This is a genomic window from Lentzea sp. CC55 (genome assembly GCF_021056325.1).
Classification (GTDB): Bacteria; Actinomycetota; Actinomycetes; order Mycobacteriales; family Pseudonocardiaceae; genus Lentzea; species Lentzea jiangxiensis.
Genome location: NZ_JAJCXE010000016.1, coordinates 41,851 through 63,596 on the forward strand (window position 1 = coordinate 41,851; position 21,746 = coordinate 63,596).

The window sequence follows — 21,746 nt, forward strand, 5'->3', positions numbered from 1 at the left end:
CTTTCACTGGCACCCGTCTCGGCGGAGGCGGGCCACGACGTGGAGGCGGTCACCGGACAGCGCGCCGCTCAACGCGGCGTCGGCGGTCCAGGGGTGGTCGGTGCGCGGGCCGGGGGAGTCGAACAGCGCGAGCACCTCGAACCCGGCGAGGTCGAGCAGGTGCCGCAGCTCCTGGGGGAAGAGCAGCCGCCAGGCCGACCGCTGCACCAGCGGTTCGGAGCGGTCCGCCCAGTCCCAGGTGCGCCGGCGTCGTAGCAACTGGCCGGCGTGGTCGATCCACAGCTCGGTGTGCGAGGTGTACTCGGTGCCCCGCCACGTGACCGAACGGGTGCGCACGCCGTCGAGGAGTTCGGTGTTGCCCAGGAAGAACGCGCCGTTGCGCATCTCCGCGACGAACAACCCGCCTGGTACCAGGTGCTCGCGGCACCGTCGCAGGAACGCGGTGAGATCGGCGTTGGTGTGGCAGTACAGCATCGCGCTGTCGAGGCAGGTGATGACGTCGAAGCTGCGGCCGAGGTCGAAGGACCGCATGTCCGCCAGCGCCACGTCGACCGCCGGGTGGTGCTCGCGGACGTGCGCGAGCATGTTCTCGGAGCTGTCGAGGCCGGCGACGCGATAACCGTGGCGGGCCAGCCATCCCGCATCGCGACCGGTGCCGCAGCCGATGTCGAGCAGGTCCTGCCCGCCGCCGAAGCGGGTCACCACGTCGTGCACGAACCTGGCGGCGACGTGCTCCGGGTCGGGGAACTGGTGCTCGTACAGCTCGGGATTGTCGGTGAGCAGGTTCATCGAGCGACCTCCTGCTGCCGCGGGGTGAGCGCGCCGCGCCGGTGCAGCCAGGCCACCCCTGCGGCGCTGATGAGTCCGATCGCGACGCACAGCAGCGATGCGAGCCGGTCGCCGAACCCGCTCACCCACCCGATCGCGGTGTTGCCGAGGGCGGCCGCCAGTCCGGAGCCGAGGTAGAACACGCCGAAGTGCGTGCCGGCGAGGCTGTCGGGGCCGAACGACGGGATCAGGTCGTAGACCAGCGGATGCGCGATCATCACGCCGACGGCGAGTGCGAGCGTGGCCACCAGCACCGGCGCGAGGCCGGACCACAGCGCGGGAGCAGCGAAACCCGCACCCGTGACGGCGAGACCGGCGGCGATCACGGGACCCCGCGCGCGGTCGGAGACGAGGCGGGTGATGCGGACCTGGAACAGCAGGGTGACGACCGTGGACGCGATGAACAGCACGGCGACCACGCCCGCCCAGCCGGTGGCCTTCTGCGCCTGGATCGGCAGCAGCAGGTACAGCTGGTTCTGCAGCACGAACATCCCGCTGAGCACGCAGGTGAACGCGACGAACCGGCGGTTCGTCAGGCACTCGCGCCAGTCGCCGAGGATCGACCCGCCCTTGCGCGTGGCCGCCCGCGCGGGCAGCACGACGGCTTGGGCGACGGTCAGCGCCGCGAAGATCCCGGCCGCCACCACGGCGCAGACCCGGAAGTCCCACAGCAGCAACACACTGCCGAGCACCGGCCCGCACAGCGCGCCCGCCTGGGCGTAGACGTTGAACCGGGCGAACGCCTCGGTGCGTGCTTTGCCCGCCTCCAAAGCGATGTACGCGCGCACCGCGGGGTTGAACAGCGCTCCGGCCAGTCCGCTGAGGACGGAGGCGGCCAGCACCACCGCGAGCGACTCGCCGATGGCGAACAACCCGAAGCCCACCGCGCGCAGACCGCAGCCGACCAGGATGGTCGTGCGCGGGCCGAGCCGGTCCGACGCGGTTCCGCCCACCAGGAACAGACCCTGCTGGCTCAGCGTCCGGACACCGAGGACGACGCCGATCACCGCGGCGGACATGCCGAGGCTGCCCAGGTGCGTGGCGAGGTAGGGGATGAGCAGGTAGAAGCCGGTGTTGACGGCGAACTGGTTGACCAGCAGCAGCCGCACCGGAAGTGCGAACCGGCTCATCGCCGCACCACGCCCAGCCCCGGCGCCCCGGAGAGCCGGAGGACGCCGTCCTCACCGCCGATGCCCGACCACGGATCCGCGGCGAGCAGCAGGTGCCCGTCCAGGTCGGCCCACCGGGCGTGCCCCGCGAGGTGGACGGCGGGCGCGATGCCGAGCGAGCTGGCGACCAGGCAGCCGAGCATCACGTCCAGCCCGCCCTCGCGGGCGGCCGAGACGATGTCCAGCGCCGGCACGAGGCCGCCGCACTTGGCGAGCTTGATGTTGACGCCGTCCACCGCGCCCGCGAGCTCGCGGACGTCGGCGGCCGTGGCGGCGTCCTCGTCGGCGATCAGGGGTGCCGGGCACCGTTCGTGGATCCAGGCCAGTGCGTCCGGGGTGCCGGGAGGGATCGGCTGCTCGACCGCGTCGAGCACGACACCGGCGGCGCCGAGGCGTTCCACGACGCGCACCGTCTCGTCCGGGGTCCAGCCGCCGTTGGGGTCGAGCACCAGCCGGGCCTGCGGTGCGGCGGCCCGGACCGCGACCACGCTGGCCACGTCCCGCTCCGGATCGGCTCCCACCTTGACCTTGAGCAGGGAGAACCCGCGCTCGCGCAGCGCCGACGCCCGAGCGGCGGCGTCGTCCGGCGTGGTGATGCCGATCGTGCAGGCGGTCGGAGTGGCCCGCCAGTCCCGGGTTCCGACGAGCACGTGCGCCGGCACGTCCTGACGCAGGCCGATCAGGTCGTGCAACGCCGCGTCGACCGCGGCCCGCACGCCGGCGGGAACCGTCTCGTCGGCGTGCAGGACGTCGAGGGCGGCGTCCGGTGCGCCGGCGTCGGCGAGAACCGGCCCCAGCCGGTCCAGCCAGCGCACGATCCCCTCGACGTCGAGCCGGTAGTAGGTGCTGGTCACCACTTCGCCGTGGCCGTGCCGCCCGTCGTGCTCCAGGACGACCCGCACGGCGTCGCGTCGTGCCATGACGGACCTGGAGATGCGCAGGGGCGTTCCCAGTTCGAGGCCGTAGACCTCCCACCCGATCCTCATGCGAGCACCACGGCCCTCGGCGCGGCGACCGACCGGCAGCGCGTCCAGCCCGTCGCCTCCACCCGGAGCGGGTCACCGATCTCCACCGGCCGGTCGGCGGCCGTCCCGAGCAGGCCGCGGGCGGTGCAGAAGTCGTCGTCGAAGATCGTGCCGAGGTAGCGGTGCGGCCCGTCGGGGAAGATCGTCGCCACCACGGCGCCGGGCTCGACCCTGGCCGCCCACGCGGCGACCAGGGCGACGGCGCCGCTGCTCCAGCCACCGGTGACGAAGGCGTCGCGGGCGAGCCGGCGGCACGCGTCCACCACCTCGACCGGGCCGAGCCAGTGGACCTCGTCGAACTCGGCGTAGGCGACGTTGCGGGGGTGGATGCTGCTGCCCAGCCCGCGCATCACCCTGGCGCGCGCGGGCTGGCCGAAGATCGTGGAGCCGATGGTGTCCACGCCGATCAGCCGCACACCCGGCCGGTACCGGCGCAGTTCCCGGACGACACCGGCGCTGTGCCCGCCGGTGCCCACGCTGCAGACCAGGACGTCGACGGGATCGATCTGCTCCACGAGCTCCCTGGCCAGCCCGGCGTAGCCCGCCGGGTTGTCCGGGTTGTTGTACTGGTCGGGCCAGTAGGCGTCGGGGAACTCGCGCAGCACGGCCTGGAGCCGGTCCAGGCGCGCCTGCTGCCAGCCGCCCACGGGGTGCGGCCGGTCGACCACCTCCAGCCGGGCCCCGTGCGCCCGCAGCAGAGCCCGCATCGACGGTTCCAGCTCGCTGTCCACCACCAGGACGACCGGGTGGCCGAAGACCTGGCAGGCGAACGCGAGACCGAGACCGAGGGTGCCGCTGGTGGACTCGACGACCACCGCGCCGGGGCGCAGCTCGCCGCGGTCACGAGCGGCACGCAGCATCGACACCGCGGGCCGGGCTTTCATGCCGCCGGCGCTGAGGCACTCCAGCTTGGCCCAGAACCCGCCGTGCCGGTGGGGCAGCGGCGTGGTGATGCGGGTGACCGGGCTCTGGCCGAGCAGGTCGAGCAGGTGCCGGTTCTGGCGCGGGAGGATCACGACGGGCGCTCCGTGTAGTGGTGGATCGTCGTGGGACCGCCGTCGAGCCAGAAGAACGGGTACGGCTCAGCCGAGACGGCGCGCACGCCGCTGCCGATGAACCACGGCAACACCGCGGCGGCCGTCTGCGCGAACAACACCATCGGTGTACCTGCCGCGACGGCGAGCCGCAGCAGCGGTTCGAACGTGCCGTTGCCGACCGTCATCCCCGACGCGAGCACGAGGGTGCAGCCGTCGAGCGCGCTCTCCGCCTCGGTGGTGACCGGCTCGTCCCATTCGGTCCTGCCGCCCTTGAGGTCGCACGCCACGTAGGTCGCGCCTCGTTCGCGCAGGTGGTGCAGCAGCGAGTTGACCACGCCGACCACCAGCACCCGGTCACCCGGCGCCGGGTCCAGGAGGTCGATCACGGCCTCGGCGCGGGCCAGGGACTTGGCCAGGGAGCTGCCGGGGCCGACGGAGATCGACTTGGTGGCGGACAGGTGGTGCGGCCGGGCGTGCGCCAGGTAGGCGTCGAGCGCGGCGGTGCGGATCGCGGGACTGGGGTGGTCGAGCAGCTCGAGCACGGTCGAACCGACGCAGCCGTGCACGTCGTCGTCGACGACGTGCTCCACCGCGCAGGAGCCGACCGCGTCTTCCACGCGGAGGCTGACGACGGTGTTGCGGTAGGACTGCCCGCGCGTGGCGTGCCGGGCGCCCTGCCGGGTCGTGAACCCGACGCTCACGGCGCACGACGCGGGATCAGGACCCAGCCCGCCACCCCGGACGAGTTCGGCGAGTTCGGCGAGGGTCACGCGGGCACCTCGGCGTAGTCGACCGTCAGACCGCCGACGAGCTGCTCGGCGCGGGCCCGCGCGCCGAGACCGGCCGGGTCGGTCACGACGACGTGGCCGAGGTAGCTGTTGTTGCTGGTCGGGTCACCCGCGCGGTGACCGGGCCCCTTGACGGTCCAGTCCACGACCTCGGGCGCGGCGTCGAGCACCTCCACGCCGCGGACCGCGGACACCAGGCCGGAGCGCGGTGGCAGGAGGAAGGAGATCGCGGCGCTGCGCACACCGGTGTCCGCGGGACGCGGGTCCGGTCGTTCGCCCACGGCCAGCTGGGCGTAGGCGGCGGGCAGGTCGATGCCGGCGACCCGCCGGACCAGCTCCGTGATCCGGTTGCCCGCGGGGCGCGGGTTGACCTCGACGATCCGGGGACCGTCGGGTGTCAGCTTGACCTCGGTGTGCGCGACACAGCGGTCCAGGCCCAGGGCTTCGACGGCCGCGACGGCGACGGCCTCGGCGTCGCCGGTGGGCAGGTCGGCGGGGAACATGTGCCCGCTCTCCACGAACCACGGATCACCGGCGACGCTTTTGTCGGTGACGCCGACGACGTGCGTGGTGCCGTCCACGGTGATCGTTTCGACGCTCACCTCGGGGCCGGTCAGGAGCTCCTCCACCAGCACGGTCCGCACCCTGGGCTGGTTGCGCGCGTTGACCGGGAAGGCCTCCATCGCGGCGAACGCCTCGCGCAGCTCCGACTCGCCGGTCACCTTGCGCACGTACATCCCGGCGCACAGGTCGACCGGTTTGACCACCAGGGGATAACCCAGTTCCGCCGCCGCCTTCGCGAGTGCCGGCCAGTCGTCGGCGAGGGCGAAGCGCGGACCCGGTACGCCGGCCGCACCCAACGCGGTGCGGGTGAGGTCCTTGCGGCAGGCCCGTTCCACCGCCTCCGGGTCGGGGCCGGGCAGGCCCAGGTGCGCGGCGACGCGCGCGGTGGCGGGGAGGTAGTAGTCGCACGAGGAGATCACGCCGTCGAAGCGCAGCACCGCGTGCAGGCGCTCGACGTGGTCGAGCAGGGCGGGCACGTCGTTGGTGTCCGCGGTGAGCACGTTGTCGGCGGCCAGCAGCGGATGCGGGTGCGCGGGGGCGGAGCGCAGGTAGTGGTGCAGATCGCGGGTCATGAAGGTGAAGCGGTGCCCTGACTCGTTGATCGCCCTGGGCAGCAGCGAGCTCATCGCGCCGACCCAGCTCTCGATCATCAACAGGTGAGCCACAAGTCCTCCTCCCCGCCGCGACCCCGCGGCGGAATTGAGGAACATGGTAATCATTGTCGATCTGTGGTCACTACCGCCTCTCGGGGAAGTGGCTGCGCCGGACGGGTGAGTGTTCGAGGTGCGCCATTCATGCACGCTGGCTAATGTTTGTTGCGTTCAGTGACGGAGCTAGGACGTCCGGGTGAAGCGAAGGCCTGGACATCGAAAGGCAGGCCGATCATGACCGCGGCACACCTCGAACACGCCGACCACGGCCACGCTCACGGCGACGGGTGCGGCCATGTGGCCGTCCCGCACGGTGATCACGTCGACTACGCGCACGACGGCCACCTCCACCGGGAGCACGACGGACACGTCGACGAGTGCGAACCCGGCGATCACCAGTCGCACTCGGACCACGGGCACGACCACGGCGAGGGCTGCGGCCACGTGGCCGTTCCGCACGGCGATCACGTCGACTACGTGCACGACGGTCACCGCCACGCCGTCCACGACGGGCACTACGACGAACACTGATCTACGGCGTGGTCGCGTCTCGCGCGGTTGCGCGTGGGGCGCGGCCACGGCGTCCATCGCTGATCAGGGGCTGGCGACCAGGTAGTGCAACGCACTCGGCGTGACCGCCGGCCCGGAAGCGGCATCCCGCGAATCCCCGGCATCGTCCGGGCGGGCTGGAACACCGAGTCCTTGGGCCCGAAGGACATCTCCGGCGACGTCGGCGTCCGGGTGTCCGCAGTGGACGGACGGGGTCGCGTGGCCGTGTGCTTCACCGGCCTCACGCCGACTCTCGCCGACGGGCGCACCGTTGCGGACGGCGACGTCTTCGCCATCGCCGTCGGCGCTGTCGCCCCTTCCTCCCCGAGGTGGTCCGGCGTGGACGGTCTCGGTTTCGGCCGGGGTTCCGGATGTGCTCCAATACGGCCCGCAGGCACTGGAGCCCCGGTTTTCGCCAAGGCGGCACGCGTGCCGTTGTGCGGCCCGCATCCCTTGTCCGGCCCCGGCCGGCTCGTGCGAGTCACGCGGGGATCAGCCGGTTCTGCGTGTCCTGGGCGCGGCAGGTGGCGGTGGAGAAGAGAGAGTTCTGCATGCAACGACGGGCCCTGCTGGGTCGTGAGACCGAGCGCCGTGTGCTGGCTGCCCTCGTCGAACAGGCCGCCTCCGGGTCGGGAGGCGCGGTGGTCGTCCTCGGCTCGCCCGGGATCGGCAAGTCGGCGCTGGTCGCCGAGGCGGCGGCGCGGGCCGCGGAGCGCGGGACGCGGGTGGTCACGGCGGTGGGGGTGCAGTCGGAGGAGCACGTGCCCTGCGCCGGCCTGCACCAGCTGGTGCACCAGCTGCGAGACGGGATCGACGACCTGCCCGCACCGCAACGCGCCGCGCTGCGCGCCGCCGTCGGGCTCGCCGACGAGACCGTGCCGGACCTCTACCTCGTCGGCCTCGCGGCGCTGACCCTGTTGTCGGACGCGGCGGTGAAGGCGCCGTTGCTGGTGGTCGTCGAGGACGCCCACTGGATCGACCGGGCGAGCCTCGACGTGCTCGGGTTCGTCGCGCGGAGGATCGAGTCCGACCCCCTCGCGCTGGTCGCCGTCACCCGCTGGCTCGACGACCGGCTGTCCGGTGCCGGGCTGCCGGTGCTGCACCTGGACCCGCTGACGGACGAGGTGTCGGGGGAGCTGCTGGACTCGGTGGCCCCCGGCCTGGGGCAGCAGGTCCGGCGGCGGCTGCTGGCGGAGGCGGCCGGGAACCCGCTGGCGTTGACCGAGCTGCCGGTCGCGCTGCGGTCGGTCGGTGGGGCGTACGCGCTCACCCCGGGGCCGCTGCCGCTGACCGAGCGGCTCGAGCGGACCTTCACGGCGCGGGTGTCCCGTCTTCCGGCGGACACGCGGGCGGTTCTGCTCCTCGCCGCCCTCAACGGCGACGGCACGATGGACGAGTGCCTCGCCGCCGCCGGCCGGATGCTCGGGAAGGCGGTCGACGTCGCCGCTGTCGAGCCGGCGGTGGACGCCGGTCTGCTGGAGCCGTGGGGGATGGTGTTCCGGCACCCGCTGGTCCGTTCGGCGCTGCACCACGCGGCGACCGCCGCGGAACGGCAGGCCGCGCACGCCGCTCTCACCTCGCAGCTCGAGGGGCAGCCCGATCGGCGGGCGTGGCACCGCGCGGCCGCCACCGCCGGTCCCGACGAGAACGCGGCGCGGGACCTGGTCCGCACCGCCGACCGGGCTCTGCGGCGCGGTGGTGTCGCCGCGGCCCTCGCCGCGCTGCGGCGGGCGGCTGAGCTGACCGCGGACCCCTCGGCGCGTGCGGACCGGCTGCTGCGCGCGGCCGAGCTCGCCCTGGAGTCGGGCCAGTGCGAGGCCGCGTCCCACCTGCTGGTCCAGGCGCGCTCGCACGACCTCTCGGTGCGGAACCGGGGCCGCGCGGCCTGGGTCGACATCGTCCTGGTCGAGGGTTCGGCGCAGGGCGAGGGCACCGCGACCGCCGAGCTGGCGGAGCTGGCCGTGGAGGTCGCCGCCAGTGGTGAGCCCGCACTGGGCCTGCGCATGCTGTGGGGAGCGGTCCTGCACTGCTTCTGGGGCGAGCCGGGACCGGCCGCCCGCCGGCGGATCGCCGCCGCCGCCGAGCGGATGCCCGTGGACGCGCACAACGCCGGCGTGGTGGCACTGCGGGCGTACTGCGCGCCGGTCGAGCGCGGACGGGCCGCCCTGGAGTCCCTGGCCGATCAGCTGGACCGGTGGTCCGAGGACGCCGACTGGGACCAGCTCCTGGGCAGTGCCGCGGTGATGATGGGCGCTCCCGCCCTGGCGAGCCGGCTGGCCACGAGGTCGCTCGACGCCCTGCGGGCACGGGGCCGGTTGTCGATGCTCGCCAGAGCGCTGTGCGTCCAAGCGGGCGGCGCCGCGCGGCTCGCTGACGTGCGTGCCGCTCAGCTCGCCGCCGAGGAGGCGGGCGAGCTGGCCCGCGAGACCGGGCAGCCCCTCGTGCACGCCATGGTGCACGCCATCCGCGCACAGGTCGCCGCCGTCTGCGGTGATCCGCGCGCACAGGAGTGGGCAGCGGAGGCGGAACGCACCGCGCTGCCCGGCGGTGCGCGCCCGGCGCTGGCCATCGTGCAGATGGCCCGCGGACAGGAAGCCCTCTGCCAGGGCCGCTACGGCGACGCCTTCGGGCACCTGCTCCGCGTCTTCGAGCCGGCCGATCCCGCCTTCCACCCCTGGCTGCGCTTCTACGGGGTCGCCGAACTGGTCGAGGCGGCGGTGCGCAGCGAGTCCGCCGAAGTGGCGCGGGACGTCCTGCGCGCACTCGCCCCGCTCGCGGAGCAGACCCCCTCACCCGCCCTGCTCTGCGGGCTGCGCCTCGGCCGTGCCCTGCTCAGCCCGCCGGACACCGCCGAGCGGCTGTACCGGGAGGCCCTCGGCGCCGTCCCCGTCGACTGGCCGTTCGAGCGGGCGCGGGTGCACCTCGCCCTGGGCGCGTGGCTGCGGCGGCACCGGCGGCCCGCGGAGTCCCGCGTCGTGCTGCAGGCCGCGTGCGAGGTCTTCGACGCGCTCGGCGCCTCGGCCTGGTCGCAGCGGGCACGTCAGGAGCTGCGCGCGGCGGGCACGTCCTCGCCCCGGCAGGACCCGGTCGCCGTCGACCGGCTCACCTCGACCGAGCTGCACGTCGCCCAGCTCGCCGCGCAGGGGCTGACCAACCGGGAGATCGGCGAGCGGCTGTACGTGTCGCCCAGGACGGTGAGCACGCACCTGCAACGCATGTTCCCCAAGCTGGGCGTGACCTCCCGCGGCGAGCTCGGCGCGGTGCTGCGCGGCACGACTACGTACGTCGAAGACGTCGGCTGACGGACGCGGCAGGACCCGCCCGCTGCCTAGGTTTCGTGCCATGCCCGGTTCGCACACGGCGGACGGGCGGGAAGGCACCATGGGAACCATCACCGTCGGCACCGAGGGTTCGACCGACGTCGAGCTGTACTACGAGGACCACGGCTCGGGCCAGCCGGTCGTCCTGATCCACGGCTACCCGCTCGACGGCCAGTCGTGGGAGAAGCAGACCGACGCGCTGGTCAAGGCCGGCTACCGCGTCATCACCTACGACCGCCGGGGCTTCGGCCGGTCGAGCAAGACCATGACGGGCTACGACTACGACACCTTCGCCGGTGACCTCGACAAGGTCCTGACGCAGCTCGACCTGAGCGACGTCGTGCTCGTCGGCTTCTCGATGGGCTCGGGCGAGGTCGCCCGCTACCTCGGCACCTACGGCTCGCAGCGGGTGGCGAAGGCGGCCTTCCTCGGCGCGCTCCAGCCGTTCCTGCTGCAGACCGACGACAACCCCGCCGGCGTGCCGCAGTCGGTGTTCGACGGCATCGCCGCGCAGGCCGAGGCCGACCGCTACGCCTGGTACGAGAACTTCTTCGTCGACTTCTTCAACACCGACGAGACGCTCGGCTCCCGTCTGAGCGAGGCCGCGCTCCGGGCGAACTGGGCCACCGCCATCGCCTCGGCGCCGGTGGCGGCGTACGCGTGCGTCCCGGCGTGGCTGACGGACTTCCGGGCCGACGTGGAGCGCATCGACGTGCCGTCGCTCATCCTGCACGGCACCGCCGACCGCATCCTGCCGATCGACGCCACCGCCCGCGAGTTCCGCCGCCGCCTGCCCGGCGCGCGCTACGTCGAGATCGACGGCGCTCCCCACGGCCTGCTGCTCACGCACGCGGCCGAGGTCAACGCCGCCCTGCTCGCCTTCCTCACGGACTGAGACCCGCAAATGCACAGATTCACGCACCGCTTCACCGCTCTGCTGGCCGTGCTCGTCGCCGCCTCGGGCCTCGCCCTGTTCGGCATCTCGAACGCGGTGGCCCACCCGCCGGCGGGGCAGAAGCCCACGATCGTCCTCGTCCACGGCGCCTTCGCCGACGGCGCGAGCTGGAACCCCGTCATCGAACGGTTGCAGCGCAAGGGCTTCACCGCCATCGCCGTGGCCAACCCCCTGCGCGGAGTCGCCTCCGACGCCGAGGCGCTCGACGCGCGTCTGGCTGCCGTCGACGGGCCCGTGGTGCTCGTCGGCCACTCCTACGGCGGTGCCGTCATCACCAACGTGAAGGCACGTTCCCCGAAGGTCAAGGCGCTGGTGTACGTGGCCGCCTTCGCCCCCGCCGGAGGTGAGGCCGCGGCACAGCTCGCCGCGAAGTACCCCGGCAGCACACTGGGGGAGACGCTGGCACCCGTCCCGCTGCCCGACGGCTCGACGGACCTCTACATCAAGGCCTCGCTCTTCCGGCAGCAGTTCGCGGCCGACGTCCCGGCGCGGCAGACCGCCCTGATGGCCGCCACCCAGCGCCCCATCCGGGACGCCGCCCTGAACGAGGCGTCGGGCACGCCGGCCTGGGCGGGCATCCCCTCGTGGTTCCTGCTGGCCGGTGCCGACAAGAACATCCCCCTGCGGGCGCAGGAGTTCATGGCCGCCCGGGCGGGTTCACGCGCCACCACGACCGTCGAGGGAGCGTCGCACGCCGTGGCGGTCTCGCACCCGAACGCGGTCGTCGACCTCGTCCGCCGCGCCGCGGGCTGACCCCTCTCCCGGCCCCGCGACCTCGCGGTCACGGGGCCGGGCGGCCGGCAAGCCGCGGCGTCTTTCCCCCTGTGCCGGTGGGAGCGCCCGGCCGTGCGCGTCGCCCGCCGACCAACCCTGCTATCCCGACCGAGGAAGGTCATGCGCTTCAAGCTGTCAATCGTGCTGTCCCGGATCCTGGAGGGCACGCTCGCCCTGCTCGGCATCCCCATCTTCTTCGCGGAGGTGGACGACACCAGGTGGATCGCGTTGTGGGACCTCATCGCCGTCGTCTACCTCGCGATCCGCGTCATCCGCCTCAGCCGCAGCAAGCGGGCGGGCGACGACCGGGGCGCGTGGGTCAAGACCGCGCTGGGCCGCCGCAGCGGCACCCTGTTCACCCTGTTCACCAGCCTCGTCGGGATCACGTCCGGCCTGACCATCGTGCTCATCGAGGACGGCACCCAGGCGGCGGTGCTCGGCAAGGCCGTGGGTGTGCTCGCCGTGCTGCTGGCGTGGGCGATCCTGCACTTCGGCTACGCCGACCGCTACGCGCAGGCCTACTACAGCGCCCTGCCCGAGAAGGTGCTGGTGTTCCCCGGCACCGAGCACCCGACCTTCATCGACTTCGCCTACTTCTCGTTCACCGTCGGCACCACGTTCGCGGTCTCCGACGTCGAGTCGCGCACCTCCAGGATGCGACTGCGGGTCCTCGCGCACGGCGTGCTCTCGTTCATCTACAACACCGCGATGCTCGGCATCGCCATCGGCGTGATCAGCGGCTGAGCACACCGGTGGTCACACGGCCGCGCCTTGAACCTGTGTGACCGTGGCATGGACGCTCACGGATGCGTGAGCGTCCATCCCACCCGAAGACCGGCTCACAGCCGCTGGAGCGCGAACCGCTGGTTGAGGCCGGATCCCGCCGCCCACTGGGAGATCCGGGCACCGTCGGCCGTCGACTGCTCCCAGACGTCCACGGCGAGCCCGCTCTGCCGGTTGACGAAGCCCACCACGCCCAGCCCGTGGTCGACCACCCGCCACTGCTGGGCGGCCGAGCCGGTGTCGGGCTGCTGGGTGATGTCGGCACCGCTGCCGGAACTCGCGACCTGGAGCACGAGACCGCTGTGCCGCGCGCGGATCCGGTAGTGGCCGCCGCCGGCGTCGAGGAAGTCGAACACCTGGTTCAGCCCACCCGTGGCGGACCACTGGATCGCGGTGGCACCCGCCGCGGTGGAACCGCCGTTGATGTCCACCAGCTTGCCGCTGTGCTGGGCGACGAGCCGGTAGTCCACACCGGTCTGCACCGGACCGGTGCCGCCGCCCGCGCTGCCGACCGGTCTGCGGGCCAGCGCCAGTGCTTGGCCGAGATCGGCCAACGGCTTCAACCGGTACGTGTAGGTGTAGTCCCGGTTGGGGAACAGCTTGTAGGTGTCGAGCGGGTGCGCGCCCCAGCTGTCGTTGCCCCCGACACCGGTCTGGCGCAGGTTCAGCCGCAGCACCACGTCCTGCCGCCGGGACAGCTGGTAGTCGTGCCGGACGCCCTTCGAGAGGTCCTCCGGGGTGAAGTGGGACGCGTTCACCTCCAGCGGCTGGTCGCCGCACGCGAGCAGGCCGCGGCCGCTGCCGTTGACCAGGGCGACCCAGCGGACGTCGGTCTTGTTGCCGTTCTCCTGCGGCCGGAGGTAGCCGGTCCACTGCTCGGCCACGGTCGAGGAGTACACGCCGACGTCCGAGCCGGTCTTGCGGTCCCACTGGTTCTCGTACGGGCCCCGCCCGTAGTAGCGCAACCGGGAGAGCTCACCCGGCAGGAACAGCATCGTGCCCACCTCGGGGATGTAGGGCAGGGTCGACGATCCGGGGTGCAGGGTGTTGTCGACCTTGATCTCGCCGTTGCCGTAGACCGTGTACGTCATCGTGAACGTCGACACCGTGCTGGTCGGCAGGGTGCCGCTCACGGTGATCCGCACTTCGCGGTCGGAGGGCCGGTCGAGCGCCACGCGGTTCACCGTGCGGTTCGCGCCCGCGTGGCGCCAGGTGGCGTTGCGGCTCGGGTGGCCGTTGCCGACGTCGTTGTCGGTCGGCGCCCGCCAGAAGTTGGGCACCGGCCCGGAGGTCAGCAACCGCATGCCCATCGCGTCGTAGGAGGTGATCACGCCGGTGGCCTTCGCGATGGTGACGGCGAAGTCCTGTCCGGTGACGGTGATGCGGTCACCGGTCTCGGTGGCGGTCAGCACCGGCACGGACGTCACCGGTACCGGCACGACCGGCGGGCTGCCGAGGGCGACCGGCAGCTGTTGCTTGGCCACCTCGAAACCGGCGCCGGCCCACGGGGTCGCGGCCCGCAGCTTGAACGACAGCTGCAGGAAGTGCTCCTCGCCCGGTGCCGGGTTGGCGGGACGCTGGACCGGCAGCTGCACCGTCTTGGTGGACAGCGGTGCGATGTCGGCCTGCGCCGCGGTGAGCTGTCCACTTTGGATCACCGTGCCGTCGGCGACCAGCGCCCAGTCGGCGACGAACTCGCCGACGTTGGTGAAAAGGTGCTCGTTGGTGATCCGGACGGTGTCGAAGGAGCTGCCGGCGGTCACGTTGATCGCCTGGTAGACCTGCTTGACCTCGACGGCCTTGCCGGTGATCCGCCGGTCGGCCATCACGATGCCGTCCCCGCAGAAGGCGCCGTCGTTCGGGTTGTCGCCCCAGTCGCCGCCGTAGGCCAGGTACGTGACGCCGGTCGAGGTCCTCCAGGTGAGCGCCTGGTCGGCGAAGTCCCAGATCCAGCCGCCCTGCAGGACGGGATGGGCGCGGATGACGTCCCAGTACTCCTTGAGGTTGCCGGTGGAGTTGCCCATGCTGTGGGTGTACTCGATCATGACGTACGGCCGGGTGTCCGAGGTGTTCCGCGCGCGGTTCTGCACCGCGGCGGGGCTTTCGTACATCGCGGACCGGATGTCGCTGACCTGGGGCCGGTTGTCGCCCTCGTACTGGATGATCCGGGTCGGGTCGGCCGCGCGGATCCAGTCGCGCATCGCGACGAAGTTGCTGCCGCCACCGGCCTCGTTGCCGAGCGACCACATGATCACCGACGGGTGGTTCTTGTCGCGGTGCACCATCTGCGCGGCCCGGTCGAGCACGTTCGAGGTCCAGTCCGACCTCGACGCGGGGTAGTTGTCCCGGATCCCGTGGGTCTCGAGGTTGGCCTCGTCGAGCACGTAGAGCCCGTACTCGTCGGCCAGGTCGTACCACAGCGTGTCGTTCGGGTAGTGCGACGTGCGGACCGAGTTGATGTTGAGCTGCTTCATCACGGTGATGTCGCGGACCATGTCGGCACGGGTCAGCGCGGCACCGCGGTCCGGGTGCATCTCGTGCCTGTTGGTGCCGCGCAACGACACCGGCCGGCCGTTGATCCGCATGAGCCCGTCCCTGAGCGCGAACTCGCGGAAGCCGACCCTGGCCGACACCGTCTGGACCACCGCGCCCGCGGGGTTCTTCAACGAGAGCACGGCGGTGTAGAGGTTCGGGTGCTCGGCCGACCAGAGCCTCGGTCCCTGCACCGCTTTCGAGCCGCGGCCGGTGGCCTCCTGGCCGGACGGGGGCGAGCTCACCGGCGTGCGCAGCGGTTCCGCCCACACCGGTTGCCCGTTCCGCTCGTACAGCTGGGTTTCGACCGTGAACGTCCCCGTCTGCTGCCCGCCGCTGTTGCGGAGGACCACGGCCACGCCGAGGTCGGCATTGGTGTAGTTGTCCCGCAACGGCGTGGTGATCGTGAAGTCGCGCAGGTGCACGGGCGGCAGCGAGTAGAGGAAGACCGGCCGGAAGATCCCGGACAGCCGGATCATGTCCTGGTCCTCCAGCCAGTCCCCGTCCGGGTACCGGAACACCTCGACGGCGAGCAGGTTCGACCCGGGGCGCACCTGGTCGGTGATGTCGAACTCCGACGGCGTGTAGGAGCCCTCGCGGTACCCGACCTTCGTGCCGTTCACCCACAGGTAGAACCCGGCCTTGACGCCCTCGAAGTGGATCAGGACCCGGCGGCCCTGCCACGCGGCGGGCAGCGTGAAGGTCCGGCGGTACTGGCCGACCGCGTTGACCCGCTGCGGCGCGAACGGCGGCTGCGCGTTCTCGTTCTGGCCGTTGCCGCCCCACCACGGGTAGGTGAAGTTGACGTAGATCGGGTTGTCGTAGCCGTGCAACTGCCAGTTGGCGGGCACCGGGAGGCTCGCCCAGCCGCTGTCGTCGACGTCGGTCCGCCAGAAGTTCAGGTCTCGGTCGGCGGGTTTGGTGACGTGTTTGAACTTCCACGTCCCGGTCAGGTCGAGGCGGAACGGCGAGGCCGAGCGGTCGGCCGCCAGCGCCTGCTGCAGATCGGCGTACGGCATGAGGGTGGCGTGCGCGGGCTGGGAGTTGACCTGGAAGATCCCGATGTTGTTGTTCCACTCGGGGTAGCCGTTGGGCGGATCGGGCCACGCCGCCGCCGTGACCTCCCCGGCCGTCACCGGGGTTCCGGCCGCCGCGGCGGCGGGACCGGTCAGCGCGGGTGCGGCGAACGCCGCCAGACCGCCACCGAGGAGGGTGCGCCTGCGGATCGGGTGGGGGTGTGCCGGTGGATGCTCGTCCGGTGCGTTGGACACGTCTTCTCCTGGCGGTCGGTGCGGCAGCGGGTGACGTCAGGCCTTGGCCCAGCGCTGGTCGGCGGTGCCCCGGCAGGTGGCCAGGGTGACGGCCGCGCCGTTGCCCGTGCCGCCGGCGGTCAGGCAGAGTCCTGTTTGGACGTTCACGGCTGTGCCGGCGCCGAGGTTCCAGCTCTGGTTGGCGCCGCCGTGGCAGTCCCAGATCTGCACCCTGGTGCCGGAACCGGCGCCGGTGGGCGCGTCGAGGCACTTGCCGGTGACCTGCAGCGCCTGACCGTTCTGGGTGAACTGCTGGTTGGCGCTCGTGTGGCAGTCCCAGGTGATCAGCTGGGTGCCGTTGGCCGTGCCCGCCCCGGACACGTCGAGGCAGCGGCCGGAGGACTCGCCGCGCAACCGGAACGAGGTGGGGCCTGGGTTCGTGTCGCCGGTGAAGAACTTCCACACCTCGTTCTTGACCCAGCTGCGGGCACCGCTCTCACAGCCCGCGCAGCCGTCCACCGGTCCCTGCTGGTGGCCGCCGTCGAACGGGGCCCACACCACCGGGTAGCCGGTGCGGCAACCGGAGTAGGTGGTGGTGATGTGCGTGTTGCTGCCCCGCGCTGGTTCCGGGGCGTTCTGCGGCGTGCAGCCGTTGTTGCGGACCCAGCGGTCGCGCTGGCCGCGCCCAGACCCGATGTTGTCGCTGATGCCGTGGATGCCCATGTACGCCACGGGCGCGGTGCCGCCGGCGCACCCGCTGATCTCACCCGGCGAGGCGATGGCGGCGATGGCGCGGAACACCGCCGGGCGGGAGCAGGCGAGTGAGATGCTCATCGCGCCGCCGTAGCTGAAGCCGAGCGAGAAGCGCTGCGTCGTGTCGACGCAGAGGTCGTTCTCGATCCGGCTGAGCATGTCGTCGACGAACCTGACGTCCTCGCCGCCGGAGTTGCCCCAGCCGTTGTTCAGCCCCTGCGGCGCGACGAAGATCGCCGAGTTGTTCGCCAGCCTGCGCAGGCCGTAGTGGGCGTAGACGTCGCCGTCGCTGCCGCCGCCCGCGACCTGGTTCGCCGTGCCGCCGAGCCAGTGGAACCCGAAAACCAGCCGGTACTGGCGGGTGTTGTCGTAGTTGTCCGGGATGCTCAGGACGAACGACCGGTTCTTGCCGCCGCTCTGGATGGTGTGGGCGCCGTTGCGCAGCGTGGGGGCCTTGCCGCAGCCGGCGGTGCCCGCGAGCGCGGTCTGCCCGGCCGGTGTCTCCGCCTGTGCGTGGGTGGCACCGGCGCCGGAGCCGGAGAGGACCAGCGCGGCCGCCGCGATCAGCGACCACGCTCGTCGTTGGATGGTGTTTCGTCGCATGGGTTTCACTCCCGTGGTGGTCAGGCGGCTGAGGCAGGTGTGAGCTCGCTGTGCTGCTGGGACATCGCCGTTCCTCCGGTTCGTCACGCCGGCTGGAGCTGGAACCGCTGGTTCTCGGCCCCGCTGGGGTTCCACTGGGAGATCCGCGCACCGTCGGTGGCCGACGCCTGCCACACGTCGAGGGCGAGGCCGCTCCACCGGTTGACCAGGCTGATCACCCCGCCGCCCTGGTCGGTCACCCGCCACTGCTGGGACGTGGCGCCGGTGTCGGTCTGCTGGGTGACGTCGGCGCCCGCGGCCGTGCCCGCGACCTGGAGCACCAGGCCGCTGTGCCGGGCCCGGACGCGGTAGTGCCCGCCGCCGGAGTCGAGGAAGTCGAACTGCTGGTTGAGCCCGCCGGTCGGGGACCACTGCTGCAACAGCGCGCCGGGTGCCGTGGACACGCCGCTGATGTCGGCGTACTTCCCGCTGTGCCGTGCGACGAGCCGGTAGGGCACTCCCGGCTGCACCACGGGCCCCGAGCCGGTGCCCCTGCCGGTCGCGCTGTAGACGTGTCCATGTTGGACGGTGAACTGCACGACGTCGGCTTCGGGTTTCACGGCCTGGACCGCGGCACCGGTGGTCGTGTCGCGCAGCTCGAACGTGCCGGTGAAGATCCGGTTGCGGACGCGGACCGCGCCGTCCCGGTCCGCGGCGACGGACAGCGTGACAGCGCCGTCGGCCGCCCAGGTCGCGCCGACCGTGTAGCCGCCGCGCCCGCGCAGGCCCGAGACGCTGCCCGCGGGCCAGGCCGGCGGCAGGGCGGGGAGCACGTGCAGCTCGCCGTTGTGGCTGTGCAGCAGCATTTCCGCGATGCCGGAGGTCGCGCCGAAGTTGCCGTCGATCTGGAACGGCGGGTGCAGGTCGAACATGTTGGGCGCGAGGCGGTCGGTCGTCACCAGGGAGCGCAGCAGGTCGTGCGCCCGCGCACCCTCTTCCAGCCGCGCCCAGAAGTTGATCTTCCAGGCGAGCGACCACCCGGTGCCCGCGTCACCGCGCAGCTCGAGCGTGCGACGCGCGGCGGTGTGCAGCTGTGGGGTGCCGCGCTTGGTGATCTGGTTGCTCGGGTGCAGGCCGTAGAGGTGCGACACGTGCCGGTGGTTCGGCTCGGTCTCGACCCAGTCGTACAGCCACTCCATCACGTTGCCGCGCGAGCCCACCCGCGTCGGCGCCAGCCGCTGCCTGGCCGCGCGGACCTGCGCGCGGAAGTCGGTGTCGACGCCGAGAACCTCGGACGCGGCGGCGCAGCCGTCGAACAGGTCGCGCAGGATCTGCATGTCCATCGTGGGCCCGGCGCACACCGAGGCGTTGGCGTGGTGGTTGAGCTCCGGTGAGTTGGACGGGTTGGTGACGAGGTGGCCGAGGGTCGGCTCGGTGACGAGGGTGTCGAGGAAGAACTGCGAGCACCCCTTGAGCGCCGGGTAGTACGTGCGCAGGAAGTCCACGTCACCGGTGAAGCGGTAGTGGTCCCAGATCAGCGTGGAGAGCCACGCGCCGCCCGTCTGCCACATGCCCGCCGCGGCGAAGTCGACGACCGAGGCACCGCGCCAGGCGTCGGTGTTGTGGTGGGTGACCCAGCCCCGTGCGCCGTACTGCACCTGGGCGGTGCGGGCGCCGGTGGTCGTCAGGTCGTTGACCATGCGGAAGACGGGCTGCAGGCACTCGCCGAGGTTGGTGGTGTCCGCCGGCCAGTAGTTCATCGGCAGGTTGGCGTTGATGGTGTACTTCGAGTCCCACGACGGCGCCATCTGGTCGTTCCAGATGCCCTGCAGGTTCGCCGGTTGCGTGCCGGGCCGCGACGACGAGATCAGCAGGTAGCGGCCGTACTGGAAGAGCAGCGCGGCGAACTGCGGGTCGGTCGTGCCGGCGTGCCGGGCGATCCGGACGTCGGTCGGCTGGTCGGCCGCCGCCGTCCGCCCCAGGTCGAGCGTCACGCGCCCGAACAACGCCTGGTGGTCGGCGACGTGCCGGGATCGGAGGGTGTCGAAGGAGAGGCCCTGCGCGGCGTTCAGGCGGCTGCGGGCGATGCCCTGGTAGTCGCCGTTGACCGTGCGGAAGTCGACGTAGCTGGTGCCGATGGAGATCAGCAGGGTCACCGCGGAGGCGCCGCTCACCCGCACCGTCCCCGCCGAGCTGGTGACGGTGCCACCCTCCGCCACCGCCCTGGCCAGTGCCAGGAACCGCACGGTGCCCGCGATTCCCCGCTGGGTGCCGGAGATCCCGTCCAGCGCGATCGTCGTGGCGTCCGGGCTGGACGTCGTGGTGCGCTGGGGCGAGCCGAACGACGCGGTGAACGAGATCGCCCCCGGTGTCTCCGCGGTCAGGCGCACGACGATCACCTGGTCCGGCGCGCTGGCGAACACCTCCCGCCGGTGGCGCACGTTGTTCACCACGTAGCTGACGGCGGTTGTCGCCGTCGTGAGGTCGAGCGTGCGCTGGTACCCGCTCGCGGTGCCGGACGGCAGCACCAGCCTGAGATCGCCGACCGGCTGGTAGGCGAGCTGCCCGGCCGGGTTGCCGAGCATCGTCTGGTCGATCAGCGACTGCGCCTGCGTCCACTGGTTCGAGAACACGAGCTGCCGGATCTGCGCCAGCGATCCGGCACCCCGCGGGTTGCTGTAGTCGTGCGGGCCCCCTGCCCAGACCGTGTCCTCGTTGAGCTGCAGGCGTTCGGTGTCGGTGTTGCCGAACACCATCGCGCCGAGCCGCCCGTTGCCCACCGGCAGCGCGCGCAGCCAGTCGCTGCCGGCCGGGCGGTCGTACCAGAGCGCGAGGTCGTTCGCCGCCCGCACCTCCACCGGTGCCGCCGAGGCGGTACCGGTGGCCGTCCACCCCGCCTGCGTCAGCACGACTCCCGCGCCCAGCTTCATGAGCTGCCGGCGGTTCAGGTCGGACATGTCGGTCCTCCAGAGGTTTCTCGCGGTCGCTGAAGCACCCCTGGTGGTCGTCGGCCACGAGGAGCAGGGGAGGGGGACGGTCAGTTCACGACGTCTTCCTCGTGGGGATCAGGCGCTGAACTGCCACCAGTTCACGTTGAGCAGGTAGCTGCCGCCGCCGGTGAACCTCAGGTAGAGGTCGCGCGTGCCGGTCAGCCCGTTCACGGCGCAGGAGACGGTGGTCCACGTCTGCCAGCCGCCCGTGTTCGGCACCGAGCAGGTTCCGGCGAGGGCGCCGGTCGGGCCGCCGGAGCGGACCTCGACGGAGCTTCCCGCGACGGTGGACGAGACGCGGGCGGTGAAGGTCCTGGCCCCGTTGCCGAAGGCCACGTTCTTCAGCTTCACGTAGTCGCCGTTGTTGAGGTGGCTGAGGTTCAGGCCGCCCTCGCTCGACGGTTCGGTCTCGACGCCGCTGCCCCACGCGATGGTCTCGCCCTCCTGGCGGACGTAGGGGTTCAGGGTGTCCGCCGCGGGTGGCCCGGCCGTGGTCATGTTGATGGCCGGGATGGTGCCGTCGGCGTTGTAGGTGAACTTCTCCACGGCGACGGAGCGGGTGAAGCCGCCCCCGCCGGGCAGGGCGCCGTTGTGGTAGAAGAAGTACGAGCTGCCCTTGAAGTCGATGATGCCGGCGTGGTTGGTGAAGCTGCTGCCCTGCGTGGGCATCACGGTGCCGCGGTAGGTCCACGGTCCGGTGGGGCCGGGCGCGGTGGAGTAGGCGATGAACTCCGAGCAGCACTTGGCGGCGAAGACGTTGTAGTACAGGCCGTTGCGCTTGTAGACCCAGGGGCCTTCCTCGTACAGCGTGGGCCGGTTGGGGTCGCCGGTGCGGGTGCCGAAGCCCGCGGTGGTGAGCGGGATCCTGGTTATGCCGCCGCTGTAGGAGATCATGTCGGGGTTGAGGCGGACGTAGGAGAGGTTCGGGTTGCCCCAGTACAGGTAGGCCTGACCGCCGTCGTCGATCATCACGGTGGGGTCGATCTCACCGTTCTCGACGAGTGGCCTGCCGAGCGCGTCCCGGAACGGCCCGGTGGGGCTGTCGGAGACGCCGACGCCGATGGCCGGGCGCCCGGTGGCCTTGGTGACGACGGGGACGTACCAGTAGAACTTGCCGTTGCGCTCGATCGCCTGCCCGGCCCAGGCGTCCTGCTTGGCCCAGCTGAAGGTCGCGAGGTTCATGGGGGAGCCGTGGTC

At 72.0% G+C, this 21,746-nt stretch carries 15 protein-coding genes; 5 read left to right on the forward strand and 10 right to left on the reverse strand.

The genetic code is table 11. The features are described 5' to 3' along the window. Nucleotides 1-3: 3 nt before the first annotated feature. The 6 genes from L6E10_RS10585 to L6E10_RS10610 are packed head-to-tail and all read right to left on the reverse strand — an operon-like array spanning nucleotide 4 to nucleotide 6,076. Complete coding sequence (locus tag L6E10_RS10585; protein WP_236219225.1) at nucleotides 4-789, reverse strand: trans-aconitate 2-methyltransferase; 786 nt, start codon at nucleotides 787-789, stop codon at nucleotides 4-6. After that, nucleotides 786-1,958, reverse strand: coding sequence for an MFS transporter (locus tag L6E10_RS10590; protein WP_236219227.1), 1,173 nt, complete (start codon nucleotides 1,956-1,958; stop codon nucleotides 786-788). The genes L6E10_RS10585 and L6E10_RS10590 overlap by 4 nt, the downstream gene beginning before the upstream one ends. Next, nucleotides 1,955-2,983: an enolase C-terminal domain-like protein gene (locus tag L6E10_RS10595; protein WP_236219229.1), complete on the reverse strand. Its 1,029-nt coding sequence runs from the start codon at nucleotides 2,981-2,983 to the stop codon at nucleotides 1,955-1,957. The genes L6E10_RS10590 and L6E10_RS10595 overlap by 4 nt, the downstream gene beginning before the upstream one ends. Next, nucleotides 2,980-4,038, reverse strand: a complete 1,059-nt coding sequence (locus tag L6E10_RS10600) for a PLP-dependent cysteine synthase family protein (RefSeq protein WP_374236298.1) — start codon at nucleotides 4,036-4,038, stop codon at nucleotides 2,980-2,982. The genes L6E10_RS10595 and L6E10_RS10600 overlap by 4 nt, the downstream gene beginning before the upstream one ends. Next, nucleotides 4,035-4,829: a Rossmann-like domain-containing protein gene (locus tag L6E10_RS10605; protein ID WP_236219231.1), complete on the reverse strand. Its 795-nt coding sequence runs from the start codon at nucleotides 4,827-4,829 to the stop codon at nucleotides 4,035-4,037. The genes L6E10_RS10600 and L6E10_RS10605 overlap by 4 nt, the downstream gene beginning before the upstream one ends. Further along, nucleotides 4,826-6,076 (reverse strand): ATP-grasp domain-containing protein, encoded by a 1,251-nt coding sequence (locus L6E10_RS10610; RefSeq protein ID WP_236219233.1) that lies wholly within the window; start codon nucleotides 6,074-6,076, stop codon nucleotides 4,826-4,828. The genes L6E10_RS10605 and L6E10_RS10610 overlap by 4 nt, the downstream gene beginning before the upstream one ends. A 219-nt stretch (nucleotides 6,077-6,295) precedes the next feature. On the opposite strand from L6E10_RS10610, the gene L6E10_RS10615 reads away from it, so the two are divergent. The 5 genes from L6E10_RS10615 (at nucleotide 6,296) to L6E10_RS10635 (ending at nucleotide 12,403) form a co-directional block, all read left to right on the forward strand. Continuing rightward, on the forward strand, nucleotides 6,296-6,592 hold the full coding sequence (locus L6E10_RS10615; protein WP_236219235.1) for a hypothetical protein: 297 nt from the start codon (nucleotides 6,296-6,298) through the stop codon (nucleotides 6,590-6,592). Nucleotides 6,593-7,161: 569 nt separating this feature from the next. Then, a complete protein-coding gene (locus L6E10_RS10620; RefSeq protein WP_236219237.1) occupies nucleotides 7,162-9,912 on the forward strand; it encodes an AAA family ATPase in 2,751 nt (916 codons plus the stop codon). A gap of 40 nt (nucleotides 9,913-9,952) precedes the next feature. Continuing rightward, nucleotides 9,953-10,825 carry an alpha/beta fold hydrolase gene (locus L6E10_RS10625; RefSeq protein WP_236219239.1) on the forward strand — a complete coding sequence of 291 codons (873 nt, stop codon included), beginning with the start codon at nucleotides 9,953-9,955 and terminating at the stop codon, nucleotides 10,823-10,825. A 9-nt stretch (nucleotides 10,826-10,834) separates the two neighbouring features. Continuing rightward, nucleotides 10,835-11,638: an alpha/beta fold hydrolase gene (locus L6E10_RS10630; protein ID WP_236219241.1), complete on the forward strand. Its 804-nt coding sequence runs from the start codon at nucleotides 10,835-10,837 to the stop codon at nucleotides 11,636-11,638. A 141-nt stretch (nucleotides 11,639-11,779) separates the two neighbouring features. Then, nucleotides 11,780-12,403, forward strand: a complete 624-nt coding sequence (locus L6E10_RS10635; RefSeq protein ID WP_236219243.1) for a DUF1345 domain-containing protein — start codon at nucleotides 11,780-11,782, stop codon at nucleotides 12,401-12,403. Nucleotides 12,404-12,498: 95 nt separating this feature from the next. On the opposite strand, the gene L6E10_RS10640 is transcribed toward L6E10_RS10635, so the two are convergent. The 4 genes from L6E10_RS10640 to L6E10_RS10655 all read right to left on the reverse strand — a co-directional run. Continuing rightward, on the reverse strand, nucleotides 12,499-16,245 hold the full coding sequence (locus L6E10_RS10640) for a glycoside hydrolase family 2 TIM barrel-domain containing protein (RefSeq protein ID WP_236219245.1): 3,747 nt from the start codon (nucleotides 16,243-16,245) through the stop codon (nucleotides 12,499-12,501). A 36-nt stretch (nucleotides 16,246-16,281) separates the two neighbouring features. Continuing rightward, nucleotides 16,282-17,580 (reverse strand): ricin-type beta-trefoil lectin domain protein, encoded by a 1,299-nt coding sequence (locus L6E10_RS10645; RefSeq protein ID WP_236219247.1) that lies wholly within the window; start codon nucleotides 17,578-17,580, stop codon nucleotides 16,282-16,284. Between the two features lie 83 nt (nucleotides 17,581-17,663). After that, nucleotides 17,664-20,516 carry a glycoside hydrolase N-terminal domain-containing protein gene (locus L6E10_RS10650; protein WP_236219249.1) on the reverse strand — a complete coding sequence of 951 codons (2,853 nt, stop codon included), beginning with the start codon at nucleotides 20,514-20,516 and terminating at the stop codon, nucleotides 17,664-17,666. Nucleotides 20,517-20,624: 108 nt separating this feature from the next. Next, on the reverse strand, nucleotides 20,625-21,746 hold a 1,122-nt coding region (locus L6E10_RS10655), incomplete at its 5' end, for a family 43 glycosylhydrolase (RefSeq protein ID WP_236219250.1).